Origin of the sequence: Xanthobacter cornucopiae (assembly GCF_043195065.2) — a bacterium.
Lineage (GTDB): Bacteria > Pseudomonadota > Alphaproteobacteria > Rhizobiales > Xanthobacteraceae > Xanthobacter.
Window position 1 is genome coordinate 2,207,345 of record NZ_CM195531.1, and the last position, 26,569, is coordinate 2,233,913.

The 26,569-nt window shown below is 70.0% G+C and carries 22 protein-coding genes and 1 pseudogene; 13 read left to right on the top strand and 10 right to left on the bottom strand.

Annotated elements, in window-relative coordinates; genetic code table 11:
- Positions 1-422: 422 nt before the first annotated feature.
- The 7 genes from V5F53_RS09835 to V5F53_RS09865 all read left to right on the top strand — a co-directional run bounded on the left by V5F53_RS09835 (position 423) and on the right by V5F53_RS09865 (position 7,283).
- On the top strand, positions 423-896 hold the full coding sequence (locus tag V5F53_RS09835; protein WP_393998244.1) for a FeoA family protein: 474 nt from the start codon (positions 423-425) through the stop codon (positions 894-896).
- Entirely contained in the window at positions 896-3,319 is a 2,424-nt protein-coding gene (feoB, locus tag V5F53_RS09840) for a Fe(2+) transporter permease subunit FeoB (protein ID WP_393998245.1), read from the top strand. Before V5F53_RS09835 ends, feoB begins: the two co-directional genes overlap by 1 nt.
- On the top strand, positions 3,316-3,585 hold the full coding sequence (locus tag V5F53_RS09845) for a FeoC-like transcriptional regulator (protein WP_393998246.1): 270 nt from the start codon (positions 3,316-3,318) through the stop codon (positions 3,583-3,585). Before feoB ends, V5F53_RS09845 begins: the two co-directional genes overlap by 4 nt.
- Positions 3,575-3,880, top strand: a complete 306-nt coding sequence (locus V5F53_RS09850) for a hypothetical protein (RefSeq protein WP_393998247.1) — start codon at positions 3,575-3,577, stop codon at positions 3,878-3,880. The genes V5F53_RS09845 and V5F53_RS09850 overlap by 11 nt, the downstream gene beginning before the upstream one ends.
- A gap of 79 nt (positions 3,881-3,959) precedes the next feature.
- Complete coding sequence (locus tag V5F53_RS09855; RefSeq protein WP_393998248.1) at positions 3,960-4,490, top strand: hypothetical protein; 531 nt, start codon at positions 3,960-3,962, stop codon at positions 4,488-4,490.
- A 46-nt stretch (positions 4,491-4,536) separates the two neighbouring features.
- Positions 4,537-5,199 carry a hypothetical protein gene (locus V5F53_RS09860; protein WP_393998249.1) on the top strand — a complete coding sequence of 221 codons (663 nt, stop codon included), beginning with the start codon at positions 4,537-4,539 and terminating at the stop codon, positions 5,197-5,199.
- A gap of 8 nt (positions 5,200-5,207) precedes the next feature.
- Positions 5,208-7,283 (top strand): heavy metal translocating P-type ATPase, encoded by a 2,076-nt coding sequence (locus V5F53_RS09865; RefSeq protein ID WP_393998250.1) that lies wholly within the window; start codon positions 5,208-5,210, stop codon positions 7,281-7,283.
- A gap of 175 nt (positions 7,284-7,458) precedes the next feature.
- Here the strand turns inward: V5F53_RS09865 and V5F53_RS09870 are convergent, their stop codons facing one another.
- From V5F53_RS09870 to cysS, 4 genes are all read right to left on the bottom strand, one after another.
- Complete coding sequence (locus tag V5F53_RS09870) at positions 7,459-7,857, bottom strand: DoxX family protein (RefSeq protein ID WP_393998251.1); 399 nt, start codon at positions 7,855-7,857, stop codon at positions 7,459-7,461.
- A 196-nt stretch (positions 7,858-8,053) separates the two neighbouring features.
- The gene (cimA, locus tag V5F53_RS09875; protein WP_393998252.1) at positions 8,054-9,649 is read right to left on the bottom strand and encodes a citramalate synthase; all 1,596 of its coding nucleotides are present in this window, start codon (positions 9,647-9,649) and stop codon (positions 8,054-8,056) included.
- The gene (locus V5F53_RS09880; protein WP_393998253.1) at positions 9,646-10,146 is read right to left on the bottom strand and encodes a GNAT family N-acetyltransferase; all 501 of its coding nucleotides are present in this window, start codon (positions 10,144-10,146) and stop codon (positions 9,646-9,648) included. The genes cimA and V5F53_RS09880 overlap by 4 nt, the downstream gene beginning before the upstream one ends.
- The gene (cysS, locus tag V5F53_RS09885) at positions 10,143-11,531 is read right to left on the bottom strand and encodes a cysteine--tRNA ligase (protein ID WP_393998254.1); all 1,389 of its coding nucleotides are present in this window, start codon (positions 11,529-11,531) and stop codon (positions 10,143-10,145) included. The genes V5F53_RS09880 and cysS overlap by 4 nt, the downstream gene beginning before the upstream one ends.
- A gap of 534 nt (positions 11,532-12,065) precedes the next feature.
- Here cysS and V5F53_RS09890 point away from each other — a divergent pair.
- Complete coding sequence (locus V5F53_RS09890) at positions 12,066-12,371, top strand: hypothetical protein (protein ID WP_393998255.1); 306 nt, start codon at positions 12,066-12,068, stop codon at positions 12,369-12,371.
- 59 nt (positions 12,372-12,430) lie between these two features.
- Here the strand turns inward: V5F53_RS09890 and V5F53_RS09895 are convergent, their stop codons facing one another.
- Positions 12,431-12,937 (bottom strand): CreA family protein, encoded by a 507-nt coding sequence (locus tag V5F53_RS09895; RefSeq protein WP_393998256.1) that lies wholly within the window; start codon positions 12,935-12,937, stop codon positions 12,431-12,433.
- 196 nt (positions 12,938-13,133) lie between these two features.
- On the opposite strand from V5F53_RS09895, the gene V5F53_RS09900 reads away from it, so the two are divergent.
- Positions 13,134-14,222 carry a TRAP transporter substrate-binding protein gene (locus V5F53_RS09900; protein ID WP_393998262.1) on the top strand — a complete coding sequence of 363 codons (1,089 nt, stop codon included), beginning with the start codon at positions 13,134-13,136 and terminating at the stop codon, positions 14,220-14,222.
- 207 nt (positions 14,223-14,429) lie between these two features.
- Entirely contained in the window at positions 14,430-15,569 is a 1,140-nt protein-coding gene (locus V5F53_RS09905; protein ID WP_393998257.1) for a DUF2865 domain-containing protein, read from the top strand.
- Between the two features lie 244 nt (positions 15,570-15,813).
- Here V5F53_RS09905 and V5F53_RS09910 read toward each other — a convergent pair whose 3' ends face one another.
- The 5 genes and pseudogenes from V5F53_RS09910 to V5F53_RS09930 all read right to left on the bottom strand — a co-directional run bounded on the left by V5F53_RS09910 (position 15,814) and on the right by V5F53_RS09930 (position 21,341).
- On the bottom strand, positions 15,814-17,211 hold the full coding sequence (locus V5F53_RS09910; protein WP_393998258.1) for a glutamate--tRNA ligase: 1,398 nt from the start codon (positions 17,209-17,211) through the stop codon (positions 15,814-15,816).
- 135 nt (positions 17,212-17,346) lie between these two features.
- Positions 17,347-17,808: a hypothetical protein gene (locus tag V5F53_RS09915; RefSeq protein ID WP_509213021.1), complete on the bottom strand. Its 462-nt coding sequence runs from the start codon at positions 17,806-17,808 to the stop codon at positions 17,347-17,349.
- Positions 17,809-19,386: 1,578 nt separating this feature from the next.
- Positions 19,387-19,578 (bottom strand): annotated as a pseudogene (locus tag V5F53_RS09920) (SH3 domain-containing protein); the annotation flags it as partial.
- Positions 19,579-19,690: 112 nt separating this feature from the next.
- Positions 19,691-21,115 (bottom strand): short-chain fatty acyl-CoA regulator family protein, encoded by a 1,425-nt coding sequence (locus tag V5F53_RS09925; protein WP_393996275.1) that lies wholly within the window; start codon positions 21,113-21,115, stop codon positions 19,691-19,693.
- A gap of 70 nt (positions 21,116-21,185) precedes the next feature.
- Complete coding sequence (locus tag V5F53_RS09930) at positions 21,186-21,341, bottom strand: hypothetical protein (protein ID WP_393996276.1); 156 nt, start codon at positions 21,339-21,341, stop codon at positions 21,186-21,188.
- Here V5F53_RS09930 and V5F53_RS09935 point away from each other — a divergent pair.
- The 3 genes from V5F53_RS09935 to V5F53_RS09945 all read left to right on the top strand — a co-directional run bounded on the left by V5F53_RS09935 (position 21,340) and on the right by V5F53_RS09945 (position 26,525).
- Positions 21,340-22,872: an acyl-CoA carboxylase subunit beta gene (locus V5F53_RS09935; RefSeq protein ID WP_393996277.1), complete on the top strand. Its 1,533-nt coding sequence runs from the start codon at positions 21,340-21,342 to the stop codon at positions 22,870-22,872. The genes V5F53_RS09930 and V5F53_RS09935 overlap by 2 nt on opposite strands.
- Positions 22,873-23,060: 188 nt before the next feature.
- Complete coding sequence (locus V5F53_RS09940; RefSeq protein ID WP_393996278.1) at positions 23,061-25,088, top strand: acetyl-CoA carboxylase biotin carboxylase subunit; 2,028 nt, start codon at positions 23,061-23,063, stop codon at positions 25,086-25,088.
- 207 nt (positions 25,089-25,295) lie between these two features.
- Entirely contained in the window at positions 25,296-26,525 is a 1,230-nt protein-coding gene (locus tag V5F53_RS09945) for a class I SAM-dependent methyltransferase (RefSeq protein ID WP_393996279.1), read from the top strand.
- The last annotated feature ends 44 nt before the right edge of the window (positions 26,526-26,569 follow it).

Below are 26,569 nucleotides of genomic sequence, written 5' to 3' on the forward strand. Positions count from 1 at the left end.
GCGCCGCCGGTGGCGGCCGACCGGGCGCGCCACTGGCGGCGGCTGATCGCACGCGGCGCCTCGCGACGCGCAGCCGGCCCGGCCTCGCGCGCCGACAGCCCGACGCCCACAGTTCGACATGGGGGCGCTCCCGCCGGCCCGCCCCCGGCGGGTCTCGACCCTGCGCCCCGTCCGCCTCCGGCCAGGAGGCCTCCTCCGGCGAACGGGCCCCGCCGGGAGCATGCGGAACCCGCCGTGACCACTCTTATTTTGTATTGGAATAATTATAATATTGTATTCGGCCGCCTCTATTTTGGTGAAAGCGGCTTCAAGTGACCTATGTCAAAGTCTATATTCTAGATGGCATGCAAACGTGCCAGTAAAGACATAGCGTCCCTGGCAGGCTGCCCCACCGTGCGGACGATCGACGGAGTCGCGGCTCGATGGCGCATCTGAGATTGTTCGACGTGAAGAGCGGTACGGTCCGCGTCCGGGCCTGGGACGGCGGTCCCAGCGAGGAAAAGCGGCTGGCGGACCTGGGGCTGCACCCGGGCACTCGCATCGAGGTGGTGCAGCACTCCGGCGAGAACGGCATGCTGGTGGCGGTGAATGACGATGCCCGCATCGTCGTCGACCCCAAGACCGCCGGCCTGGTGCTGGTGAGCCTTTTGGAACAGATGCTGCCGGCACTCACCCTCTCGCAACTCGTGCCGGGCGACCGCGCCCGCATCGTCGGCCTCAGCCGCTCCCGGCTCGAATATCGCCAGAAGCTCATGTCCATGGGCCTCACTCCCGGGGTGGAGTTCGAGATCACCCGCGCCGCGCCGCTGGGCGACCCGGTGGAAATCCGCGTGCGCGGCTTCGCCATGAGCCTGCGCAAGGCCGAGGCGGACATGGTGGCGGTGGAGAAGCTGTGATGGCGAACGATTCCACCCCCGCCCGCAGCGGCAAGATGGTCATCGGCGTCGTCGGCAATCCCAATTGCGGCAAGAGCACGCTGTTCAACGCCCTCACCGGCGCGCGCCAGGAAGTGGGCAACTGGCCCGGCGTGACGGTGGAAAAGAAGCTCGGCAGCTACACCCAGGACGGCCGCCTCTACGAGGTGGTGGACCTGCCCGGCGTCTATTCGCTGGGGGCCACCCTCCAGATCTCCGAAGACGAGCGCGTGGCGCGCGACTTCGTCCTGTCCGGGGCGGCCAACCTCATCGTCAACATCATCGACGCCTCGAACCTGGAGCGGAACCTTTATCTCACCACCCAGCTGCTCGAAATGCGCGTGCCGATGCTCGCCGCCGTCAACATGATGGACATCGCCCAGCGGCGCGGCCTGGCGCTGGACGTACGGGCGCTGAGCGAGGCGCTGGGCTGCCCGGTGGTGGAACTGGTGGCGGCGCGCGGCACCGGGGTGGCAACACTGAAGGAACATATCGCCGACCTTGCGGACCGCCCCCGACCGCCGCTGGTGGAGCCCCACTATGGCCCGGCCATCGAGGACGGGGTGACGCGCATCGCCGCCAAGCTGGAGGCGCTCGGCGTCGCCCAGCCGCGCTGGCGGGCGCTGAAGCTGATCGAGGGCGACGCGCTCACCACCGGCGAAACCCAGGGCGCCCTCGAGGCGGACGTGAACGCCGCCCGCGCCACGGTGGAGGCGAGCCTTGGGGAAGAGAGCGACATCGTGGTCGCCGACGCCCGCTTCGGCTTCATCACCGCCATCGTCGAGCGGGTGCTCACCCGCCCGCGCGAGGCCTCCCGCACGGTGTCGGACCGCATCGACCAGGTGGTGCTGAACCGCGTCCTCGGCATCCCCATCTTCCTCGCCATGATGTACCTGATGTTCGTGTTCACCATCTCCATCGGTGGCGCGTTCATCGACTTCTTCGACAAGGCGGTGGGCGCGGTGCTGGTGGACGGGGGCACCCTGGCGCTCGGCGCCCTCGGCCTGCCGGAATGGCTGGTGGTGCTGCTGGCCCAGGGCGTCGGCGGCGGCATCCAGACCGTCTCCACCTTCATTCCGATCATCGCCTTCCTCTATCTCTTCCTCTCCTTCCTGGAAGATTCGGGCTACATGGCCCGCGCCGCGTTCGTGATGGACCGCGCCATGCGCACCATCGGCCTGCCGGGCAAGTCGTTCGTGCCGCTGATCGTCGGCTTCGGCTGCAACGTGCCGGCCATCATGGCCACCCGCACCCTGGAAAGCCGTCACGACCGGGTGCTCACCATCATGATGGCGCCGTTCATGTCCTGCGGGGCGCGGCTGCCGGTCTATGCCCTGTTCGCCGCGGCCTTCTTCCCCCAGAACGGCCAGAACCTGGTGTTCGGCCTCTACCTCATCGGCATCCTGGCGGCGGTGGGGACGGGGTTCCTGCTGAAGAACACGGTGCTCAAGGGCACGGTGTCGCCCTTCATCATGGAGCTGCCACCCTATCACATCCCCACCCTCGGCACGGTGGTGCTGCGCGCCTGGGACCGGCTGCGGTCGTTCATCGTCCGGGCCGGCCGGGTCATCGTCCCGGTGGTGGTGGTGCTCACCTTCCTCAACGCGCTCGGCACCGATGGCACGTTCAACAACCAGGACAGCGAAAAGTCGGTGCTGTCCGCTGTCGGCCGCGGCCTCGTGCCGGTGTTCGAGCCCATGGGCATGCAGGAAAACAACTGGCCGGCGGCGGTGGGCGTGTTCACTGGCATCCTCGCCAAGGAAACCGTGATCGGCACGCTGAACGCCCTCTACGGCCAGCTGGCCGACGCCGATGCTGCGAGGGCCAGCGCCGACGGAGGTGACGCGGCGGGCAAGGCGGAGGAGACGGCGGACGCGGAGCCCGCCGGCATCGGCGGCAAGCTCGCGGCGGCGTTCGCCACCATTCCCGCCAACCTCGCGGCGGCGGCCGGCAAGCTCGCCGATCCGCTGGGCCTCGACGTCGCCTACACCGCCGAGGGCGCCGGCGCGGCGGCGGAGCTGGAGGTGGAGCCCGGCGCCTTCACCGCCATGGCGGCGCGCTTCGACGGGCAGGCGGGAGCCTTCGCCTATCTGCTGATGATCCTGCTCTACATGCCGTGCGTGGCCTCCATGGGCGCCATCTACCAGGAGACCGGATGGCGCTGGACCGCCTTCGCCGCCTCCTGGACCACCGGCCTCGGCTGGTGCGCGGCGGTGGTGTTCTACCAGGCCGCGCGCTTCGACCGCGCCCCCGGCGCGGCCGCCCTGTGGATCGCCCTGTGCCTCGGCCTGCTGCTGGCGGCCATGGCGGCGCTGCACCATGTGGGCAAGCTGGCCGCCGCCCGGCGCACCACCGCGCATCGCCTGATCCTGCCTGAGGGGACGTTCAAGGAGCTGCGGCCATGACCACCCTGTCGGCGGTGAAAGCCTATATGCGCGACCATCACCGCACCACCGTCAGGGATCTGGCGGTGGGGCTCTCCACCACCCCGGACACCGCCCGCAGCCTGCTGGAAATGTGGCGCGCCAAGGACCGGGTCCGCTTCATTCCCACCTCCTGCGGCACCTGTGGCAAGGGACCGCTGGGCGGCTGCGCCTGCCCGATGGCGAGCGAGACGCCGGAAATCTACGAATGGGTGGGAGACGAGGACAACACGCCCCATGATCCCTGACCTGTCGCCGTTCCTGCACCTGCGCCGCTTCGTGTCCATCGCCCACCACGTGCCCGGGCGCATTCGCCTGAAGCTGGAGCTTGCCGCTATCGCCCACCTGCCGAAGGTGGACCCGACGCCGTTCGTCACCCTGGTCGGCCGCATCCGGGGCGTGAAGACGACGCGGGTGAACGCGGCTGCCCTGACGGTGGTGGTGGAGTACGATCCGCAGCAGATACCAGCGCCGCTCTGGCCGCGGCTGCTGGTTGCCGACGCCGCGGAGGTCGAGCGCACGCTCGCCGCCCATGTGGTGTGACCGTCCCGCCCGCGCCGCCAACGCGGGCAAAGGATTCGCCCGAACCTTCTTTCGGCGTTCTTGATCCAAGGAAGAACCGATGTCGAAGAAATCCCCGCAATGGGGTGGCTCTCAATCCGGTCCGACCCAGGGCGGCCCGCAGCAGCCGGGCCAATGGCCCTCCTACGGGGGATGGACCGCCGGCCCGGCGGGCTACGGCCCGCAGGGCGCAGCCGGGCCGCAGGGCGGATACGGCCCGCAGGCAGGCTACAACCCGCAACCCGGGTACGGGCCGCAGGCCGGATATGGCCCGCAGGCGGCCTACGGCGGCCAGGGCCCCCAGCCCGGCTACGGTCCGCAGGCCGGTTTCGGCCCGCAGCCGGGCGGCGCGCAGGGCGCCAACGGCCCGCGCATCGACGCGCTCGACGTGCTTGAAGGCGTGCTGCGCGATGGCTTCAGCATCTCCAACCTCACGCGCATCGCCCGGGCGAGCGGCTCCAACTTCTGGGTCGGCACCGCCATCGGCGCCGGCGTCGTGGTGCTGCTGAACCGGCCCGACGTGCGCGCCGTGTTCTCCTCCATCTTCAGCAAGGCCGCCGCGCCGTCCGGCGAGGAGCCGCCCCAGGCCTGACCGGGCGCCCCGCCTTCCCCGCGAACAGAATTCAGGAGTCGCCACCATGCCGGACGCCGAAGACGCCAACCAGGGCGTGCATTACCACTATCATTTCTATGGCTACGGGCCCGGCCCGGCCGCACCGACGGGATATGCGCCTCAAGGCACCCCGACCCAAGGCTCCCCGACCCAGGGCTTCCCACCCCCGGGCTTCCCGCCGCAGGGTTTCCCCGCGCCCGGCGCTTGGCCTCCCGGCTTCGGTCCCCAGGGCGGCCCGGCCCCGGCCGGCGGGCCGCAGCCCGGCGCCTCCTCCCCCGGCGCCTCCTCCCCCGGCGCTTGGCCTCCCGGCTTTCCGCCGGCGGGCTTCCCCTTCGGCGCGGAGGGCGCGGCCTCCGGCCCCGCAGCGGCGGCCGCGGCCGGCGCGTCGGCGCCGCGCGCGGGCGCCTTCAACTGGCACCAGCATCCGGCCGCCGATTCGCTCATCAAGGGGCTCGCCGTCGGCGCCGGCGCGGCCTACCTGCTCACCAATGAGACGGCCCAGCGCACCATCCTGCGCACCGCGGTCCAGATCTGGAGTTTCCTCCAGGGCGGCGTGGAGGAGCTGAAAGAGCGCCTGCATGACGCAGAGGCGGAGGTGGCCGCCGCCACCGCGCCCGTCGGCGAGGGCATCGACCCGCTGACGCCGGGTGAGGTGGAGCCCGCCGCTCCCCTGACCAGCGGGAGCTGAGAGCCCCGGTGAGCGTCCGCATCGTTCACGAAGTGCCGGGCCGCCTGCGGCTGCGGCTAGGCACCGACCTCGGTGTCCTGTCGCGGGCGGCCACCGCCGTGCGCGACGTGCGCGGCGTCTCCGCCCTGCGCATGAACTCCGGCTGCCATGCGCTGATCGTCAGCTACGACGGCGCCGCTGCCACGCGGGCGCAGATTCTCGCCCGCGCCGCCAATCCGCCGGCGCATGTGCCGCCCATGGTGCAGGCGGCAAGCGCGGACGCCTCGCCGCTGGTGCTCTCGGCCGCGACGCTCATCGCCGCGCGCCTGCTGCCGCGCCCGGCCGCCGGCGCCCTCACCCTGGCCAACATCGCCCCGACCCTGGTGCGCGGCATCGCCGCCGCCATCCAGCACGGGCTGAAGGTGGAGGTGCTCGACGCCATCGCCATGGGCCTGCCCACGGCGCGTGGCGAATACACCACCGCCAATTTCACCCGGCTGCTGGTGGAGCTGGCCGAATACATCGAATCCACCACCATCGAGCGCTCCGACGAATTGCTGCGCTCGCTGCTGCACCGCGCGCCCGACGACGTCTGGGTGGAGAGCGGCCAGGGCGAGATGCTGAAGGTGCCATTCAACAGCCTCAAGGGCGGCGAGCACGTGGTGGTCGGCCTCGGCGAGACCATTCCGGTGGACGGCACGGTGGTGGCGGGCGACGCCTATGTGGACCAGTCCGCCGTCACCGGCGAGAGCCTGCCCATTCCGCGCGCGCCCGGCGGCACGGCGCTGGCGGGCGGCATCGTCACCGACGGCCGGCTGGTGATCCGTGCCGAGCGGGTGGGGGAAGCCACCACCACCGGGCGCATCGCCCGCTACATCCAGGACGCGCTGGAGCGGCCGGCGGAGATCCAGTGCGTCTCCGATGCCCTGGCCGACCGCCGGGTGGGCATCACGCTGGGCTCGGCCGCAGCCGTGTTCGCGCTGACGCGCGACTGGCGGCGCATGGAATCGGTGTTCATGGTGGATTATTCCTGCACCGTGAAGCTCGGCACCCCCATCGCCCTGAAGACGGCCATGTTCCAGGCCGCCAAGCAAGGCTGCCTTGTCAAGAGCGGCCAGGCCATCGAGATGCTGGCCGACGTGGACACCGTGGTGTTCGACAAGACCGGCACCCTCACCCACAACACCCTCCAGGTCACCGACATCTGTCCGCTCCATCCGGATGTGGACGAAGAGGAGGCGCTGGCGCTGGTGGCCTCGCTGGGCGAGCACACCAACCACCCCATCGCCCGGGCGGTGGTGAAGCTGGCGCGCCAGCGCAGGCTGGCCCATGTGCCCCATGAGGAGGTGAATTTCATCGTCGGCCACGGGGTGGAAGCGGAGGTCGGCGGCGACATGATCCGCTTCGGCAGCCGCCACTACCTGGAGGATGACGAGAACATCTCCTTCGCCCGGCAGCGGGCGCAGGTGGCGGACTTCCAGGACGAGGGCAAGTCGCTGCTTTATGCGGCCCGCAACCAGCGGCCGCTCGCCATGTTCGCCCTGCGCGACCGGCTGCGCGAGGACACGCCGCAGACCCTGGCGCGTCTGCGCGCGCTCGGGGTCAGGCGCATCGTCATGATCACCGGCGATGCCCGCGCCAAGGCGCTTGCCCTGGGCGAGGCGCTGGGGCTCGATGAGGTGTTCTACGAGCAGCAGCCGGAGGACAAGGCCCGCATCGTCGCCGGCCTGAAGGCCGCGGGCGCCAAAGTGGCGTTCGTGGGCGACGGCGTGAACGACGGGCCGGCGCTGATGACCGCCCATGTGGGCATCGCCATGCCGCGCGCCGCCGACATCGCCCGCGCCACCGCCGACATCGTGCTCACCGACGACCGGCTGGAGTCGCTGGCGGCCATGGTGGACATCTCCCAATCCACCATGCGGCTCATCCGCTCCAACTTCAACGTCGCGGTGGGGGCGAATTCGGCCATCCTGGCGGCGGCGGCGCTGGGCTATCTCTCGCCCATCGCCACCGCGGCGCTGCACAACGGCACCACCATCGCCGTGCTGATCCGCTCGCTGCTGGCGGGACGGGCGAGAGCCGCCGCGACCGCCCGCCCAGGCTGAATGTTGCCTGGACGCACGCCCCTGCCCTGTGGCGGGGGCCGGTGGTCCAGCCGCGGCTGGCCGGGGCATCGGAACCGAAGGCCCGGGCGGCTCCCCCTCCAATGCAAACGGCCCCGGGGCGCTGCGCTCCGGGGCCGTTTGCGTCAAAGATCAGCGGCGGGCAAGTGCCCGGGCCTCAGTCTCCCGGGGGCCGCAGCCGCCAGGCGAAATAGCCGAAGATGCCGGGCTCCTGGTTCCACGCGTTCAACGCCACCGCCAGCGAGGCGATCGCCCAGAACAGCAGGTATTCGATGCCGTGCCCGCCCCAGAACCAGCTGAGCCCATAGATGGCGACGATGGCATAGCCGGCCACCGCCATCAGGCCGGCAGACACCACGCCGAGATACTTGGTGAAGATGCCCAAGGTCAGTCCGATACCGCAGATCAGCTCCATCGTCACCGACAGCACGACGAAGGCTTCCGGCGGATAAAACCCGGCCCGCGTGAAGAACCCCACCGCTCCGGCAAAGCCGATGATCTTGGAAATGGCGTGCGGAAAATAAAAGAGACCGCACAGCATACGAACGACGACCATGGGATCAGTCACATCGAAGCGTGAATTTGCCTGTGACATGATCGGACCCTCCCGACACGACGTGAAAGACTGCTCAAAAGCTTGGCGTCAAGCTTTGCGGCAGTGTCCTGCCGGTGCACCCTGGCGACATTGATGTACGACAATCATGCTGTCTTTTCGGCGCCTCGGACCACCGCCCGAAGCGCCGCGCACGCGCTCAGGCGGTGGCGCCTTCCCGCAGCAGCTTCCAGGTGATGGAATCGAGCAGCGCCTCGAACGAGGCATCGATGATGTTCGGCGACACGCCGACCGTGGTCCAGCGCTCCCCGGTCTCGTCGGCGCACTCCACCAGCACCCGGGTCACCGCCTCGGTGCCACCGTTCAGCACCCGCACCCGATAGTCGGTGAGGCGCAGGCCGGCGATCAGTGGCTGGTACCTGCCGAGGTCCTTGCGCAAGGCCACGTCCAGCGCGTTCACCGGGCCGTTGCCTTCGGCGGCGGAGATCAGCACCTCCTCGCCCACGTGCACCTTGACGATGGCCTCGGCCACGGTGCTCATCTCGCCGCGGGCGTTGTAGCGCCGCTCCACGTTCACGCTGAAGCGCTCCACCGTGAAGAAGTCCGGCACCGACCCCAGCGCGCGGCGCGCCAGCAGCGCGAACGAGGCGTCCGCCGCCTCGTAGGAATAGCCCAGCGCCTCGCGGGTCTTCACCTCGTCCAGCAGCCGCGACAGGCGGGGGTCGGCCTTGTCCACCGCCACGCCCAGGCGCTCCAGCTCGGCGATGACATTGGACTTGCCGGCCTGGTCGGACACCAGCAGCTTGCGCCGGTTGCCCACCGCCTCGGGCGGAACATGCTCGTAGGTGGCCGGGTCCTTCAGGATCGCCGAGGCATGAATGCCGGCCTTGGTGGCGAACGCGCTCTCACCCACATAGGGGGCGTGGCGGTTGGGCGCCCGGTTCAGCATCTCGTCGAGGGCGCGGGAGACATGGGCGATGTCGGCGAGCCCGGCGCTGGACACGCCGATGTCGAAGCGCTCCGCATAGTCCGGCTTCAGCAGCAGGGTCGGGATGATGGAGCACAGGTTGGCGTTGCCGCAGCGCTCGCCCAAGCCGTTCAGCGTGCCCTGGATCTGCCGCGCGCCGGCCCGCACCGCCGCCAGCGAATTGGCCACCGCCTGCTCGGTATCGTTGTGGGCATGGATGCCGACATGGTCGCCCGGCACCACCGCCACCACCGCGCGAACGATGGCCTCCACCTCATGGGGCAGGGTTCCGCCATTGGTGTCGCACAGCACCACCCAGCGCGCGCCGGCCTCGAAGGCGGCGCGAGCGCAGGCGAGGGCGAAGTCCGGATCTTCCTTGTAGCCGTCGAAGAAGTGCTCGCAATCCACCAACGCCTCGCGCCCGGCGCCGACCGCGGCCGCGACGCTGTCGCGGATGGAGGCGAGGTTCTCGTCCCTGGTGGTCTCCAGCGCCACCCGCACCTGGTAGGCGGAGGCCTTGGCCACGAAGCAGATGGCGTCGGCCTTCGCCTCCAGCAGCGCGGCGAGGCCGGGGTCGTTGGAGGCGGAGCGGCCGGGCCGCTTGGTCATGCCGAAGGCGGTGACGCGGGCCCGCGCCGGATGTTCCTGCGCGAACAGCTGGGTGTCGGTGGGATTGGCGCCGGGATAGCCGGCCTCCACATAGTCCACGCCCAGCCGGTCCAGCAGGCCCAGCACCTTGAGCTTGTCGGCGACGGTGAAGTCGACGCCGTTGGTCTGCGCCCCGTCGCGCAGGGTGGTGTCGAACAGGTAGAGCCGCTCACGGGTCATTGCAGCCGGCCTCCCTCGCCGAGCGTCTTGCGCAGGGTGGTGTTGCTCAGCCACTCGCCGGCCACCGCCACGGTGTTGCGGCGCTGCGGCTGGTAGCCCCGCTTCTGGAAGAAGCCGAGGGCGGTGTCGCTGGCATCCACCGTCAGCGCCTTGGTGCCGCGGCCGCGGGCCAGGGTCTCGGCGGCCTCGCACAAGGCGGCAGCCACGCCGCTGCCCACCGCGTCCGGGTGCACATAGAGCAGCTCGACATGGCTGTCGTCCTTCAGCGCCACGAAGCCCACCGCCGCGCCGGCGCGCACCGCCACCAGCGTCAGCAGCCCGGCGAGGCGGGCGCCGAATGCCTCCTCGTCATCGGCGGCGGAGGCCCAGGCCTCCTGCTGATCGGGGTCGTAGTCCTCCCCGGTCAGCTCGGCGATGGCGCTGCGAAACAGGGCCGCAAGCGCCGGCGTGTCGGTGGGCAGCAGCGGGCGCAGCGCCAGGCGCGGAGCCGCGCTCATCGCGACACCTCCCAGCTGGTGGTGCCGTCCTTGTTGTCCATCAGCACGATGCCCTTCGAAGCCAGCTCCTCCCGGATCTGGTCGGCGCGCTTGAAGTCCCTGGCCTTGCGGGCAGCGAGCCGGGCGGCGATCAGATCGGAGATCACCGCCTCGTCCAGCGCCACCGCCGCCTTGGCGCGGGTGCGCCAGACCTCCTCGGTCTCGGTGAGCAGGCCGAGCAGGTTGGCCGCGCCCTTGAAGCGCCGGCGCAGGGCGGATGAGGTATCTTCGTGCTCCGCCACCTCCGCCAGGTGATGCAGGTGGGCGATGGCGGAGGGGGTGTTGAGGTCGTCGGCCAGGCGCTCGGCGATCTCGCTCTCGAACGGATTGCCCTCCCCGGTCTCAGCCTCCACCTCGCCGATGACGCGATACCATTTGTCCAGGGTCTTGGCGGCGAAGCCCAGGCCCTGGCGGGTCCAGTTGATGGGCTGGCGATAATGGGTGGCGAGCATGGCAAGGCGCAGCACCTCGCCGGGCCACTCCTCCAGCAGCTCGCGGATGGTGACGAAGTTGCCGAGCGACTTCGACATCTTCTCGCCTTCCAGCATCAGGAAGCCGTTGTGCAGCCACATCTGCGCCATCACGCCGGTATGGAAGGCGCAGCGCGACTGGGCGATCTCGTTCTCATGGTGCGGGAACACCAGGTCGATGCCGCCGCCGTGGATGTCGAACGTCTCGCCCAGGTGCTTCCAGCTCATGGCCGAGCATTCGATGTGCCAGCCCGGCCGGCCGGGGGTCTCAATGCCGCACGGCGACTCCCAGCCCGGCACGTCGGCATCGGAGGGCTTCCACAGCACGAAATCCATGGGGTCGCGCTTGTAGGGCGCCACGTCCACCCGCGCGCCGGCGATCATCTCGTCCAGCGGCCGGCGCGACAGCCGGCCATAGTCGGGCATGGCCGGCACGTTGAACAGAACATGTCCATCAGCCACATATGCATGGCCGGAGGCCACCAGCCGCTCGATGATGGCACGCATCTCGGCAATGTGCTCGGTGGCGCGGGGCTCCACCGTGGGCCGCAGGCAGTTGAGCGCCGCGGTGTCCTCGCGGAACCAGCGATAGGTCTCCTCCGTCAGCTCGCGGATGGAGATGCCCCGGTCGGCGGCGCGGGCGTTGATCTTGTCGTCCACGTCGGTGATGTTGCGCACGTATTTCACGTGCTCGGCCCCATAGAGGCGGCGCAGCACGCGGAACAGCACGTCGAACACGATCACCGGGCGCGCATTGCCGATATGGGCATGGTCATAGACCGTGGGCCCGCAGACATACATGCGCACCTGCGCGGGATCGAGCGGGCGCAGGGCGTCCTTCGACCGGGTCAGGGTATTGTGAAGCCGCAGCTCCATGGATCGCTCCGCTTCCCTCGAAACCGCGCGAGGCGCGCGTGCCTTTAAGAACGCGCAAGACGCGCGCAGCCGTGAAAACGCGCGAAACGCGCGCATGCCGGTCCACCGGCCGGGGCGTCCAGGTCCTTAAAGGTCTTTAAGGGTGCAGCAAGGGACGGCCGCGGCCAGCTTCTCGGGCTAACCGCAAATAATCGGCAGGCGAATGCCGAAGATGGAAAATGGGCCGTTCATGGCGGCGGACAATGGTTCGCCGCCGGGCCTGCGTCAAGAGCTTTCACGCCCCTCCACGGCCGGACGCCGCCGGTGCCCGGCAGGCCGCGCGCGGGCCCTGCCGAAAACGGAATGCTGCAGCGCGGCATTCGCGGGTTGACCGGCCGTGCGCGACGCAGCTATGCCATGCGTCCTGGTCCTCGCGGCGGAACCGGCCGCGCCCCTCCGGGCGCCGGCCACATCCGAGGCGGGACATCGGCGTCCCGTCCCCCGCCTCCACCGGCCTGGACCGGCACGGCTTCAACCGGAATGAAAACGCTCTCCATGCGGAACCTTCGAGCGCTGGTCGTCGCCAGCGTCGCGCTGCTGTCCACCGCTGCCCTGGCCGACACGCGCATCTTCATCATCGACAATTCCGACGGCTACGGCATCGACAGCTGCCTCGCCTCGGGCGCGCCCTGTGGCGAGCGGGTGGCGACCGCCTGGTGCCGGTCCCATGACTTCTCGCGCGCCCTCGACTTCGGCCGGGTCGAGAACGAACCCCTGGCACCGGCGTCCACCGGCGGCGTCCACGCCGAGTGCACCGGCCCCCTGTGCGCCAGCGCCGTGGCCATCACCTGCTCGCGCTGACTGCTGGCGGGGCTGGTGGCGGCGCGACCGCGCCCGGAAGGACGCGGGCGCCTTGATGCCTATCGCAGATAATCGGCGCAGCGCGGCACGTCGGCGGCTGCGCCCCACGGCTGGATCGGCACGGTGGAGGTGGAGTTCTTCGGGCTGCCGTCAATCAGCTTGTCCGAATAGACGAGATACACCAGGACGTTGCGCTTGGTGTCGCAGCCCCGCACGATCTGCATCCTCTTAAAGAAGAAGGAGCGGCCCTCGCGGAACACCACATCGCCCTGGTCGAACTTCCCCTTGAACGCGATGGGCCCCACCTGGCGGCAGGCGAGCGAGATGTCGGACACCTCCTCGGCCACTCCGAACATGCCGGAGACACCGCCCTTCTCAGGCGTTGTGTAATGGCAGGCGACGCCATCCACGAGCGGGTCGTCGATGCCGTAGACCGCCAGCTTGTCATCGGGGGTCAGGAACTTCCACACCGTGGACTTCTTGAAGATAAGGTTCGGTTCCTGGGCCGCCGCCGCGCCACCGGACAGCACAAGGCCCGCCAAGGCCAGCCCCGCGACGCGCCGCATGAAAGTCACCTGTGCCATCGTCAAAGCCCCCGAGGGAATGGATGGCCCTCATATGGGACGCCCGGGGCGCCAGCGGAAGCCGCATTCCGATTGACGCCGGCCGCTGGCCGTGACACCCCTGCCCGCCCGCCGCAGGAGACCGGAGCCGCCGGGAAGACGAGGCCGGCCGGAACGGCCGAAGGAGGTTGTCATGGACATCAAGCGCCGCCACTTCATGGGCGCCTCGGCCGCCGCCGTGGCCGGGGGAACCCTCGCCGCGCCGGCCCTCGCGCAAAGCGCGCCGGAGGTGAAATGGCGCCTGACCTCGTCCTTCCCGCGCTCGCTCGATACCATCTACGGCACCGCGCAGATGCTGGCGCAGTATGTGTCCGAGGCCACCGACGGCAAGTTTCAGATCCAGACCTTCCCCGCCGGCGAGCTGGTGCCCGGGCTCCAGGCGCTCGATGCCGCCTCCACCGGCTCGGTGGACTGCGCCCACACCGCCACCTATTTCTACACCGGCAAGAACACCGCGCTCGCCTTCGGCACCGGCGTGCCATTCGGCTTCAACTCGCGCCAGCAGCAGTCCTGGTGGCAGTTCGGCGGCGGCGCGCAGATCATCAACAAGGTGCTGGCCGACTACAACGTGACCGCCTTCTCGGCCGGCAATTCCGGCTGCCAGATGGGTGGCTTCTTCCGCAAGGAGCTGACCGGCCTCGACGACCTGAAGGGCCTCAAGTTCCGCATCGGCGGCCTGGGCGGGCAGGTGCTGGCCAAGCTCGGAGTGGTGCCCCAGCAGATCGCCCCCGGCGACGTCTATCCGGCGCTGGAACGCGGCTCCATCGACGCCACCGAGTTCGTGGGCCCCTATGACGACGAGAAGCTCGGCCTCGTGAAGGTCGCGAAATACTACTACTACCCCGGCTGGTGGGAAGGCGGCGCCATGCTCCACCTGGTGGTCAACAACGACCGCTGGGCCGCCCTGCCCAAGCATTACCAGTCCATCGTGAAGCTCGCCTGCGAGGCCGCCAACACCTGGATGCTGGCGAAGTATGATTACGTGAACCCGCCCGCCCTGCGCCGGCTGGTGCAGCAGGGGGCGGAACTGCGCCCGTTCCCGCCCGCCATCATGGAGGCCGGCCACAAGGCGGCGCTGGAGCTTTACACGGAGCTGGCGGCGGCCAATCCCGCCTTCCGGCAGGCCTTGGACTCCATGAACGCCATGCGCACCGACCAATTGGTGTGGTGGCAGATCGCCGAATACGCCTTCGACAGCTTCAACATCCGCAACCGCGGCAAGAGCTGAGCACCGGGGCGGCGCGGCCGGCTCACCCGATCGTGACCGGGCCGGCGGGCCGCGTCCCCCGGCCGGCGCGGCGCCACGGTGTCCGGCGACCGGGCGAAGAGCGCCGGATTCCACAGTTTGGTCACCATTCGGCGCGCGCGCCGGGCTATAGACGACCCTGAAGCCGGCTTCGGCCAGCGGCTACGATCGACCTTGAGAAGGCTGAGGATGGGACTTTCGCGACGCTTCGGCACCCTCGCCCGCGGGCTTCTTGTGGCCGCGGCCCTGCCGGCTGGCGCGATGAGCGCATGGGCTCAGCAGGGCTCCACCTGCGCCCAGCTCGAAGCCTCCCTCGGCTCCCTGGATCGCGGGGCGGATTCCTGGGCCTCCCGCCAGGGCCAGTCGGCCAAGCTGCGCGGCGAGCTGGATCGCTATTCCGCCCAGGCGCGCAGCATGGGGTGCGACGCCCCGCGTGGCTTCCTCATCTTCCAGGGCCCGCCCCGTCCGCCCCAGTGCGACCAGATCGACGACCAGATCTCGCGGCTGCGCTCCTCCATCGCCGGCCTGGAGAGGGGCGGCAGCTCGGACCAGGCGGGCCAGCGCCGCGCCCTCATCCTGGCCCTGGCGCAGAACAATTGCGGGCCGCAATATGCCGCCGCCGTGCGCAACACCGCCACCCCGGCGCAACCGCAGCGCCCGCGCAACTTCCTGGAGGCCATCTTCGGCGGCCCGGTGCAGGGCGAGCCGGAGGAGACCGCGCCCGACGTCGACCTGAACGCCGTGGCGCCGGCGCCCAGGTCGAGCGGCGGCGGCTCGCGCACCGTGTGCGTGCGCATGTGCGACGGCTACTTCTTCCCGCTCTCGCGCGGCTCCAACTCCAGCCGCTTCGCCTCCGAGGACGCGCTGTGCAAGCGGCTGTGCCCCAATGCGGACACCCAGCTCTTCACCCTGTCGGGTGACGACATCCGCTACGCGTCCTCCATCTCCGGCCAGTCCTACATGTCCACCCCCAACGCCCTGCGCTACCGCAAGGAGCTGGTGTCGTCCTGCTCCTGCCGCGCGGCGGGCCAGTCGTGGGCGCAGGCGCTGGCGGGCATCGAGGACCAGACCACGCTGCAGAAAGGCGACATCCTGGTGACGGAGGAGCAGGCGCGGGAGATGTCCCAGCCCAAGCCGGTGGACGCCGCGCCGGCGGCCAAGGGCAAGAGCGCCAGCCGCGCCGCCACCGCCACCGATGCCGGCGACACGGGCCCCTCCGGCAGCCCGGCCGCCACAGTGGCGGCCCCCCTGGCTCCGGCATCCGAGCAGCCGGGCCAGCGCCCCGTGCGCATCATCCCCCTGCCCCGCTCGCAGAACGCGCAGCAATAGCCGCCGCGAAACGGCGCGGAGCACCGGGGACCATCCGGCAGCGGGACAGACGGCCGACTGCGCGGACGACCGGGACAAGACATGGCCCGCGCCGCGAGACGGCGCCCTCAGGTCCGGCGGCGGCGCCGGGTTTCACAGGCACGGCGCCTCATCCGCGCGGCGCCGTTCGCCGGCATGATGTCCAGATCGCGCCGCCGCGAAAGCTCCCGTGCCCGATGCGGGCGCGCCGGGAGGCGAGCGCCCCTCAGCCCACCTCGCCGCGCAGCCGCGCTTCGACCCGACCACGGCCCATCAGCGGCAGCAGCGCCGCCAGTTCCGGCCCGGTATCGCGCCCGGTGAGGGCGCGACGGACCGGATGGAACAGCGCCTTCCCGGCGCGTCCGCTTTCGGCCTTCACCGCCTTGATCCAGGCACCATAGGTGTTGCCATCCCACGGCTCGTCCGGCAGCAGCGCGGCGGCGGCGGCCAGGAACGGAGCATCCGCCTCCCCCACCTCTCCAGCCTGGGCCGTGGCGCATAGCGACCACCAGGCAGCGGCCTCCCGGAACACCGACAGATTGCCCCGCACCGCCAGCCAGAAGGGCCCGCCGCCGCCGATCCCGGCCGCCGCCAGGCGCCCGGCCACGGCCTCATAGGGCAGGCCATGGAGGGTGCGGGCGGTGAGGCCGCTCACCTCCTGCGGATCGAACCGCGCCGGTGCCCGCGAGATGCGGGCGAGGTCCACCAGCCCCGCCAGCGCGTCCAGGCTCTCCACCGGCTGCAGCGCCTGGGCGGAGCCCACCAGAACCGCCGCCGCGGCCACCGCCAGCGCCTCCTCTCCCGCCTCCCGCAGGGCCTTGAGGGAGAGGTGGCCGAGCCGCTTGGACAGCCCCTCGCCGCTGGGCAGGGTGAGCAGGTTGTGATGGGCGAAGCGCGGCACCGGCCCGCCCAGCGCCTGCATGATCTCGATCTGGACCGCGGTGTTGGTCACATGGTCCTCGCCGCGCACCACCGCGGTGACCCCCAGGTCGATGTCGTCCACCACCGATGGCAGGGTGTAGAGGAAGGTGCCGTCGGCCCGGACCAGAACCGGATCCGACAGGCTGGCCGTGTCCACATGCTGCGGCCCGCGCACACCGTCGTCCCAGGCGACCGCACGGTGATCGAGCCGGAACCGCCAGTGGGGCCGCCGGCCCTCGGCCTCCAGGGCCGCGCGCTGCGCCACGGTGAGGGCGAGCGCCGCGCGATCGTAGAGCGGCGGCAGGCCGCGCGCGCGCTGCAGGCGACGCTTCAGCTCCAGCTCATCCTCGGTCTCATAGGCGGGATAAAGACGGCCGGACGCCTTCAGGCGCGCCACCGCGTCCTCATACAGGGCCAGCCGGTCGGATTGGCGATACGTCGCGTCGGGCGGGATGCCGAGCCAGTCCAGGTCCTGAATGATCGCATCGGCATATTCGGCGCGGGACCGGGACACGTCGGTGTCGTCGAGACGCAAAATAAAGGTGCCACCGCCCCGCCGCGCCAGCAATGCGTTGAGCAGGGCGGTGCGGGCGTTGCCCACATGCAGGAGGCCGGTCGGCGACGGGGCGAAGCGGAGCACCGGCCGCGCGGACGGGGCTGGAGAACGGACAACGGCGGGTTCGGGAAAGGGGCGATCGGACATGGCGACGGGCATAGACCGATGCGCGTGTGCCGTCGATGGCCACGGCGGGATTTCTCCCCCCTGGTCGGGGCCCGAGGGGATCCGAAACGCAAGGTGACGACCGGGCGGAACGGGACCGCCCGGTCGTCCGTGTCGTCAGCGCTGCGGCGGGCAGTTGGGCCCGGTGCACGGCGGCGGCTTATTCCCGCGCTGCTGTTGCTGTTGCTGCTGCTGGCGCTGCTGCTGCATCTGCTGTTGGCGCTGCTGCAATTGCTGCTGGCGCTGCTGCTCCTGCTGCTGCTGACGCTGCTGCATCTGTTGCTGGCGCTGCTGCTCCTGCTGCTGCTGACGCTGCTGCATCTGCTGCTGGCGCTGCTGCTCCTGCTGTTGCTGACGCTGCTGCATCTGCTGCTGGCGCTGCTGCTCCTGCTGCTGCTGACGCTGCTGCATCTGCTGCTGGCGCTGCTGCTCCTGCTGCTGCTGACGCTGCTGCATCTGCTGCTGGCGCTGCTGCTCCTGCTGCTGCTGACGCTGCTGCATCTGCTGCTGGCGCTGCTGCTCCTGCTGTTGCTGACGCTGCTGCATCTGCTGCTGGCGCGGGTCAGGCTGCTGGCGCATGTCCGGCACCGACTGGCGTGGCGTTCCGGCCGGCCCACCGGGCGGGACCTGACCACCGGGCGCAACCGGACGGTTCGGCCCGCCGGGCGTCACCGGACGATTGGGCGCCCCCGGCGTTACCGCCGGACGGTTGGGAGCCCCCGGCGCAGCCGGATCGGCAGGACCACCAGGTGCAACCGGACGGTTCGGCCCACCGGGCGTCACCGGGCGATTCGGCGCCCCTGGCGTCACCGCCGGACGGTTGGGCGCACCCGGCGCAGCTGGATCGGCAGGACCACCGGGCGTGGCCGGACGGTTCGGTCCGCCGGGCGTCACCGGGCGATTGGGCGCCCCCGGCGTCACCGCCGGACGGTTGGGAGCCCCCGGCGCAGCCGGATCGGCAGGACCACCGGGCGTGGCGGGACGGTTCGGCCCACCGGGCTGACCGGGCGCACCCGGCTCGCCGGGACGAACCGGACGGCCTGGACCACCGGGACCGACAACCGGCGTGCCCGGGCCACCCGGACCCACCACCGGCGTACCGGGACCGCCAGGACCGCCAGGACCAACCGGACGACCGGGACCACCCGGGCCGACAACCGGCGTGCCAGGACCACCCGGACCCACCACAGGCGTACCGGGACCGCCAGGACCAACCGGACGACCGGGACCACCGGGACCGACGACCGGCGCGCCCGGGCCACCCGGACCCACCACAGGCGTACCGGGACCGCCAGGACCAACCGGACGACCGGGACCACCCGGGCCGACAACCGGCGTGCCAGGACCACCCGGACCCACCACAGGCGTACCGGGACCGCCAGGACCAACCGGACGACCGGGACCACCGGGACCACCGGGACCGACAACCGGCGTGCCCGGGCCACCCGGACCCACCACAGGCGTACCGGGACCGCCAGGACCAACCGGACGGCCGGGACCACCCGGGCCGACAACCGGCGTGCCAGGACCACCCGGACCCACCACAGGCGTACCGGGACCGCCAGGACCGCCAGGACCAACCGGACGGCCGGGACCACCGGGACCGACAACCGGCGTACCGGGACCACCCGGGCCCACCACCGGCATGCCGGGCGCGCCCGGGTTCACATTGGGAATGCCGAACTGGCCATGCCGGTCGGGGCCACCGGGGCCGATGACCGGAGCAACATGGATTCCGCCGGGCCCGGGCGGCGGCATGGGCGGCGGGGGCGGACGATGCCAGGCGCCGGGGGGCGGCGGCGGCGGCATGTTCGGCGGCGGCACGTAATTGTCACGCCACCAGCCGGGCGGACGCGGGCCGGGCGGCGGCGGACGCCAGCCGGGACGCGGCGGCGGCGCATAGCCCTCCCAGCGGTAGCGATCGGCGTACCAGGGCTGGGCCGCGTAATAGGGACGGTTGACGTAGTTGCGGTTCCAGTAGTCGGCGGCGGCAAAGGCGACGATCGGAACGCCGATGGCGGCGAGCCCCACATCCGGCAGCACCTCGACCCGCCGCTCGACGAGCGGAGCCTCCGGGCGCGCCGGCAGTTCGTAGCCCACGTATTCGCTGTAGACCCAGCCGCGGAAGCCGTTCCACTCGACGTCGCACCAGGATTCGTCCTGAAGGCATCCCTCGATCTGGATGGGCGAGCCGTCCGGGATCACCCCCAGGGAGGGAAACTGGGTGTCAGGCCCGGTTCGGATATTCACATTCGCGGTGGAGAAACCCGGCGCCGCTGCCTGCGCCACCCCCCCGATGCCCGCCACTGCCAAGCCGGCAAACACGCCGGCAAGTCTCAGCATCTTCATGGAGCACTCCCTTGCGACTCAGGCGAGTCGACGGGCCAATCTAACCGCCGGCGAATGGCGTTTCATGTGCGAAGGCGCGGCGTTTACGAAGCAGCGCGGCGGCCGAATTGCGTCACGATATGGTGAACGGAATGATGTCGCGCACGTTCTCGTCGATGCGAATGTCGCGGTCGAGGGGCGGGAAGGCCCTGAGGTCGCAGTCGCGCCGCGGACAGATGCGGCACGACACCCCGAGCGAGGCCACCGGCGCCGCCTTAAGGTCGAGGCCGTCCGCATAGACCATGTCGTGGGCGAAGGAGACTTCGCACCCAAGGCCCAGCGCGAAGGCGCGCACCGGCCCGCCGTGGCGCAGCGGCGGCGCGGTCACCGCCCGCGCCAGGCAGATGTAGCGCACCCCATCCGGCATCTCCCCCACCTGCACAAGGGTGCGGCCGGGCATCTCGAACGCCTCGTGGGCGTTCCAGGCGGCGCAGGCGCCGCCGTGGCGGGCGAACTGGAAGCGCGTCGCCGAATGGCGCTTGGTGATGTTGCCGGCGCGGTCCACCTTGGCGAAGTAGAAGGGCACGCCCTTCGCCCCCGGCCGCTGCAGGGTGGAGAGGCGATGGCACACCTGCTCCAGGCTGGCCCCGGTTTCCAGCACCAGCCGGTCGAGGTCATGCCGCAGCGCCCGGGCGAGGTCCAGGAAGCGGCGATAGGGCAGCATCACCGCGCCGGCGAAATAATTGAACAGGGCCAGCCGGCAGATGTCGGCGGCGGTCTGGCTGCGGAAGCGGGCCGAGGCCACCGTTTCGGCCACCAGGTCCGCGTGCTCCAGCTGGGCGATGGTGACCGCCATGCGGAAGGCCCGCGTCGGCGCCGACAGCACCCCGGACAGCTTCAGCCGCCGCAGGCGTGGGTCGTATTGGGAGAGCGGCGCCGCCGGGTCGGCGTGGCCGACCTCCACCGTCACCCCGTGCCGCTTCGCCAGGTGGGCGACGAAGGCGGTGGCGGGGTCGGCGCCGTCCAGCACCCCCAGGGCGAGGGCGGTGGCTTCCGCGGCACGGTCCAGGCGGTCCACGTAATTGTCGATGTAATGGAAGAAATCGCGCACTTCCTCATAGGGAATGAGCTTGGCCTCGTCGGCGCGGGGCGGCACGCCGGCGGTCAGCATGTCGTCGAGGGAGGCGCGCCATTCGGCGGTGCGCCGCAGCGCCACATGCATGCGCAGCACGGCATGGGCGAAGGCCGGGGACAGATTGGCCACCGCCTTCACGTCCTGCAGGCCCAGGCCCAGGTCCTCGAACAGCGGGTCGGCGGTCACTTCGCGCAGGTCCGCCACCAGGCGATCCAGGTCCTCGGCGCCGAAGCTGGTGATGTCCACAGCAAAGGTGCGGGAGATGGAGATGAGCACCGAGGCAGTGAGCGGGCGCTGGTTGCTCTCGATCTGATTGACGTAGGAGGGGGACACGCCCAGCCGCTGCGCCAGTTCACCCTGCTTCAGGCCCAGCTTCTCGCGCAGGCGCCGCACCGCGTGGCCGGCATAAACCTTCTGGCGCAATCCACCCTCCCCCGGCGGCGGCTCGACACATCGAGATTGTGAAGCCTTCACAAATCACAACACAAAACTTTTACATATTCAAATCGATCGAGAGTGCTGCTAGCGACCAAGCCGGCAAAACGCCGGTCAGGGTGCGAAGGAAGGTGCGCGCGTCGTGCTTTCCTTCGCGCTGGCCGCCGCTAAACTCGGCTTCCATATACACCCGCAACTGGGGGGCGCGTCGCATGAAGGAAATCCTCGAAGAGCTGGAAAGCCGCCGCGAAATCGCGCGGCTGGGCGGCGGCGAACGGCGCATCACGGCGCAGCACAAGCGCGGCAAGCTCACCGCCCGCGAGCGCATCGAGCTGCTGCTCGACCGCGGCACGTTCGAGGAATACGATACCTTCGTGCAGCACCGCTGCGTCGATTTCGGCATGGAGGATCAGCGGATCCCCGGCGACGGCGTGGTCACCGGCTGGGGCACCGTGAACGGCCGCAAGGTGTTCGTGTTTGCCAAGGACTTCACGGTGTTCGGCGGCTCGCTCTCGGAAGAGCACGCCCGCAAGATCACCAAGATCCAGGACATGGCGCTGAAGACCCGCGCCCCCATCATCGGCCTGTTCGATGCCGGCGGCGCCCGCATCCAGGAAGGCGTCGCGGCGCTCGGCGGCTATGGCGAGGTGTTCAAGCGCAACGTGCTGGCCTCGGGCGTGATTCCGCAGATCTCGCTTATCATGGGCCCGTGCGCCGGCGGCGACGTCTATTCGCCGGCCATGACCGACTTCATCTTCATGGTGCGCGACACGAGCTATATGTTCGTGACCGGCCCGGACGTGGTGAAGACCGTCACCAACGAGACCGTCACCTCGGAAGAGCTCGGCGGCGCCAAGGTGCACACCACCAAGTCGTCGGTTGCGGACGGCTCGTTCGAAAACGACGTGGAGATGCTGCTGGAGACCCGCCGGCTCATCGACTTCCTGCCCGCCAACAACCAGGAGGGCGTGCCCTCGTGGCCCTCGTTCGACGACCCGGGCCGCTATGACGAGAGCCTGGACACCCTGGTTCCCGACAATCCGAACAAGCCCTACGACATCAAGGAACTCATCCTCAAGGTCGTGGACGAGGGCGATTTCTTCGAGATCCAGGCCGCCTACGCGAAGAACATCGTCACCGGCTTCGGCCGCATCGAGGGCCGCACCGTGGGCTTCGTCGCCAACCAGCCGATGGTGCTGGCCGGCGTGCTCGACTCGGACGCCTCCCGCAAGGCCGCCCGCTTCGTGCGCTTCTGCGACGCGTTCGAGATCCCGATCGTGACCTTCGTGGACGTGCCCGGCTTCCTGCCCGGCACCGCGCAGGAATACGGCGGCCTCATCAAGCACGGCGCCAAGCTGCTGTTCGCCTATTCCCAGGCCACCGTGCCGCTGGTCACCGTCATCACCCGCAAGGCCTTCGGCGGCGCCTATGACGTGATGGCCTCCAAGCACGTGGGCGCCGACGTGAACTACGCCTGGCCCACCGCCCAGATCGCGGTGATGGGCGCCAAGGGCGCGGTGGAAATCATCTTCCGGGCCGACATGGACGACCCGGAGAAGATCCAGGCCCAGACCAAGAATTACGAGCAGCGGTTCCTTTCGCCCTTCGTGGCGGCGGAGCGCGGCTATGTGGACGAGGTCATCATGCCCCACTCCACCCGCCGGCGGCTCGCCCGCGCGCTCGCGATGCTGCGCACCAAGAAGCTCGAGCAGCCCCCGCGCAAGCACGACAACCTGCCGCTCTGAGCGGCACCGGCGCCCCGCCCGGGGCGCCTTTCTCCACCCTCCCCCGCAAGCGGGAGAGGCCGGTCTTCCCGGCGCGACGCCGCTCCCCCTCCCCGCCCGCGGGGGGCCGTTCGGGGCGGGGCGCGCCGGTTGACGGACTGGCCAAGGCTTCTTCAGATTTCAGCGCCCATGGCGCGGGAGACATTTGAATGTTCTCGAAAATCCTGATCGCGAACCGGGGCGAGATCGCCTGCCGCGTCATCAAGACGGCGCGCAAGATGGGCATCAAGACCGTGGCCGTCTATTCCGAGGCGGACAAGGACGCGCTCCACGTGGAGATGGCGGACGAGGCCGTGTTCATCGGCCCGCCCCAGGCCGCCCAGTCCTACCTCATCGCCGAGAAGATCGTCGAAGCGTGCATGCTCACCCACGCCGAGGCGGTGCACCCCGGCTACGGCTTCCTCTCCGAGCGCGCGTCCTTCCCCAAGCTCTTGGCCGAGCACGGCATCGTCTTCATCGGCCCGAACCCCCATGCCATCGACGCCATGGGTGACAAGATCGAGTCCAAGAAGGCGGCGGCGGCGGCCAAGGTCTCCACCGTTCCCGGCTATCTCGGCGTCATCGAGAATGGCGAGGAAGCCGCCCGCATCGCCGATGAGATCGGCTATCCGGTGATGATCAAGGCTTCCGCCGGCGGCGGCGGCAAGGGCATGCGCATCGCCCATTCCCGCTCGGAAGTGCAGGACGGCTTCGACCGCGCCCGCTCGGAGGCCAAGTCCTCGTTCGGCGACGACCGCGTGTTCGTGGAGAAGTTCATCGTCGATCCGCGGCACATCGAAATCCAGGTGCTGGGCGACAAGCACGGCAACGTCATCTACCTGGGCGAGCGCGAATGCTCGATCCAGCGCCGCAACCAGAAGGTGGTTGAGGAAGCCCCCTCTCCGCTGCTGGACGAGGCCACCCGCAAGAAGATGGGCGAGCAGGCCGTGGCCCTCGCCAAGGCGGTGGGCTATGACAGCGCCGGCACCGTGGAGTTCGTCGCCGGCCAGGACAAGAGCTTCTACTTCCTGGAGATGAACACCCGCCTGCAGGTGGAGCATCCGGTGACCGAGCTCATCACCGGCATCGACCTCGTGGAGCAGATGATCCGGGTCGCCGCCGGCGAGCCCCTCTCCATCACCCAGAACGACGTGAAGCTGACCGGCTGGGCGGTGGAAAGCCGCATCTATGCGGAAGACCCCTACCGCAACTTCCTGCCCTCCACCGGCCGCCTGGTGCGCTACCGGCCGCCGGTGGAAGGCAAGACCGGCCCCATCACCGTGCGCAACGACACCGGCGTCTACGAGGGCGGCGAAATCTCGCTGTTCTATGACCCGATGATCGCCAAGCTGGTCACCCACGCCCCCACCCGCGCCCAGGCCATCGAGGCCCAGGCGGTGGCGCTCGACGCCTTCGCCATCGACGGCATCGGCCACAACATTCCCTTCCTCTCGGCGCTGATGGCGCATCCGCGCTGGCAGGATGGACGCCTGTCCACCGGCTTCATCGCCGAGGAATATCCCGACGGCTTCTTCCCCCGCGTGCCCGATGGCGAGCTGGTGCACACCCTGTCGGCGGTGGCGGCGGTGATCGACCACATCCACAACACCCGCAAGCGGCAGATTTCCGGCCAGACCTCCGGCGTACCGGTGGCCTTCGCCAAGCGCCGCATTGCCCAGCTCACCGCCGGCGAGGACATCATCGCCACCCCGTGCGAGGTGGATGCGGTGGACGGCGGCTACAAGGTGCAGATCTTCAATGCCGATGGCACTCCCGGCCATGCGCACCTGCTGCGCTCGGACTGGAAGCCCGGCGACGCGGTGTGGAGCGGCACCATCGACGCCGATCAGGTGGCGGTGCAGGTGCGCACCATTCCCAATGGCTACGCCCTCGCCCATCGCGGCATCGCCACCAAGGCCCGGGTCTACACCGAGCTGTCGGCCGGTCTCGCCGCCCTGATGCCGAAGAAGGAGAATGCCGGCGGCGGCAAGGAACTGCTCTGCCCCATGCCGGGCCTGGTGGTTTCCATCGCCGTCGTTCCCGGCCAGGAGGTGAAGAACGGCGAGATCCTCGCCATCGTCGAGGCCATGAAGATGGAAAACGTGCTGCGCGCCGAGCGCGACGGCATCATCAAGGCGGTCCATGCCAAGGCCGGCGACAGCCTCGCCGTCGACGCGGTGATCCTGGAATTCGCCTGATGCCTGTGGCGTCCCCGGCCCCGCGCCTGCCCGCCTCCGCCGTTTCGCCCCCACCCGGGCGAAACGGACGGCCGGGCATGCGCGGCGCAGCCCCCCTCACCGGGGCGGGGACCGGCTTCCGTCCGGCGCGGCCGGATGCGATGGTGCGCGGCGTGGCGCTCCCGGCAATGCGCCACGCCCCCCTGATCGCCGCCCGGAACCTCTGACATGCGCCTGCTCTCCCACCTCCTGAAGCGCTTCGTGGAGAAGGGCCGGCTCACGGTGCTGACCGTGGACGGACAGCGCCACGTGTTCGGCTCCGGCGAGGGTGGGCCGTCCGTCACCGTGCGCCTGCACGACAAGCGGCTGGAGCGCGACCTGTTCTTCAATCCCGAGCTCACGGCCGCCGAAGCCTATATGGATGGCCGCCTGACATTTGAGGATGGCGCCGGGGCGTTCGAACTGCTCTCGCTGTTCTCGGTCAACCGCAAGGGTCTCGGCAGCCACCCGGTGCAACAGGCGCTGCGCCAGGCCTGGCGCTCGGTGCGGCGGTTCCAGCAGGCCAACCCGGTGGGCAAGGCCAAGGAGAACGTCTCCAGCCACTACGACCACCCGGCCGCCTTCTACCGGCTGTGGCTCGATGAAACCATGACTTATTCCTGCGCCTATTTCCGCGCGCCGGATGAGCCTCTGGCCGAGGCGCAGCGCAATAAGTTCCGCCACATCGCCGCCAAGCTGAAGATCACCCCCGGCATGACGGTGGCGGAGATCGGCTCCGGCTGGGGGGCGCTCGCCATCTATCTGGCGCGCGACTGCGGCGCCAAGGTCACCGCCATCAATGTCTCGCCCGAGCAGCTGGCCGAGAGCCGGCGCCTGGCGCAGCTGGCCGGCGTGGCCGACCGCATCGACTTCCGCGAGGTGGACTATCGCCACCTGAAGGGCAAGTTCGACCGCGTGGTGTCCATCGGCATGATGGAGCATGTGGGCGTCGCCCATTTCGATGCCTACTTCACCACCATTCGCGCGCTGCTGAACGAGGGCGGCTTCGCCTTGGTGCACGCCATCGGCCGCATGTCGCCGCCCGGCACCACGGCCCCCTTCATCCGCAAGTACATTTTCCCCGGCGGCTATGTCCCGGCCCTGTCCGAGGTGTTCGCCTCCACCGAGCGCAGCCATCTTTGGGTGAATGACTGCGAGGTGCTCCGCCTGCACTATTACTGGACCATTCGCGCCTGGCGGCGAAACTTCATGGCCCGCCGCGCCGAGGCCGACGCCATGATGGGCGAACGCTTCGGCCGCATGTGGGAATTCTATCTCGCCGCCGTGGAGCTCGGCTTCCTGCACGGCTCCAACATGGTGTTCCAGCTGCTGCTCAGCGACCGGCGCGACGACGTGCCGGTGCTGCGCGACTACATGATCGACGACGAACGCCGGCTGGCGGCCCAGGAGGGACGATGATGGCAGTGCCACCCGCCCCCGCCGCCGCGCCGTGCCCCCTCTCC

Bases quoted from the DNA above. Each gene is read 5' to 3' on its own strand.
- V5F53_RS09890 (WP_393998255.1), top strand. From the start codon at position 12,066: ATGCGGAACCTTCGAGCGCTGGTCGTCGCCAGCGTCGCGCTGCTGTCC.
- V5F53_RS09910 (WP_393998258.1), bottom strand. From the start codon at position 17,211: ATGTCCGATCGCCCCTTTCCCGAACCCGCCGTTGTCCGTTCTCCAGCC.
- V5F53_RS09835 (WP_393998244.1), top strand. From the start codon at position 423: ATGGCGCATCTGAGATTGTTCGACGTGAAGAGCGGTACGGTCCGCGTC.
- V5F53_RS09855 (WP_393998248.1), top strand. From the start codon at position 3,960: ATGTCGAAGAAATCCCCGCAATGGGGTGGCTCTCAATCCGGTCCGACC.
- V5F53_RS09905 (WP_393998257.1), top strand. From the start codon at position 14,430: ATGGGACTTTCGCGACGCTTCGGCACCCTCGCCCGCGGGCTTCTTGTG.
- cysS (WP_393998254.1), bottom strand. From the start codon at position 11,531: ATGGAGCTGCGGCTTCACAATACCCTGACCCGGTCGAAGGACGCCCTG.
- V5F53_RS09930 (WP_393996276.1), bottom strand. From the start codon at position 21,341: ATGCGACGCGCCCCCCAGTTGCGGGTGTATATGGAAGCCGAGTTTAGC.
- V5F53_RS09870 (WP_393998251.1), bottom strand. From the start codon at position 7,857: ATGGTCGTCGTTCGTATGCTGTGCGGTCTCTTTTATTTTCCGCACGCC.
- feoB (WP_393998245.1), top strand. From the start codon at position 896: ATGGCGAACGATTCCACCCCCGCCCGCAGCGGCAAGATGGTCATCGGC.
- V5F53_RS09940 (WP_393996278.1), top strand. From the start codon at position 23,061: ATGTTCTCGAAAATCCTGATCGCGAACCGGGGCGAGATCGCCTGCCGC.
- V5F53_RS09915 (WP_509213021.1), bottom strand. From the start codon at position 17,808: ATGCGCCAGCAGCCTGACCCGCGCCAGCAGCAGATGCAGCAGCGTCAG.
- V5F53_RS09880 (WP_393998253.1), bottom strand. From the start codon at position 10,146: ATGAGCGCGGCTCCGCGCCTGGCGCTGCGCCCGCTGCTGCCCACCGAC.
- V5F53_RS09850 (WP_393998247.1), top strand. From the start codon at position 3,575: ATGATCCCTGACCTGTCGCCGTTCCTGCACCTGCGCCGCTTCGTGTCC.
- V5F53_RS09845 (WP_393998246.1), top strand. From the start codon at position 3,316: ATGACCACCCTGTCGGCGGTGAAAGCCTATATGCGCGACCATCACCGC.
- V5F53_RS09860 (WP_393998249.1), top strand. From the start codon at position 4,537: ATGCCGGACGCCGAAGACGCCAACCAGGGCGTGCATTACCACTATCAT.
- V5F53_RS09945 (WP_393996279.1), top strand. From the start codon at position 25,296: ATGCGCCTGCTCTCCCACCTCCTGAAGCGCTTCGTGGAGAAGGGCCGG.
- V5F53_RS09935 (WP_393996277.1), top strand. From the start codon at position 21,340: ATGAAGGAAATCCTCGAAGAGCTGGAAAGCCGCCGCGAAATCGCGCGG.
- cimA (WP_393998252.1), bottom strand. From the start codon at position 9,649: ATGACCCGTGAGCGGCTCTACCTGTTCGACACCACCCTGCGCGACGGG.
- V5F53_RS09895 (WP_393998256.1), bottom strand. From the start codon at position 12,937: ATGCGGCGCGTCGCGGGGCTGGCCTTGGCGGGCCTTGTGCTGTCCGGT.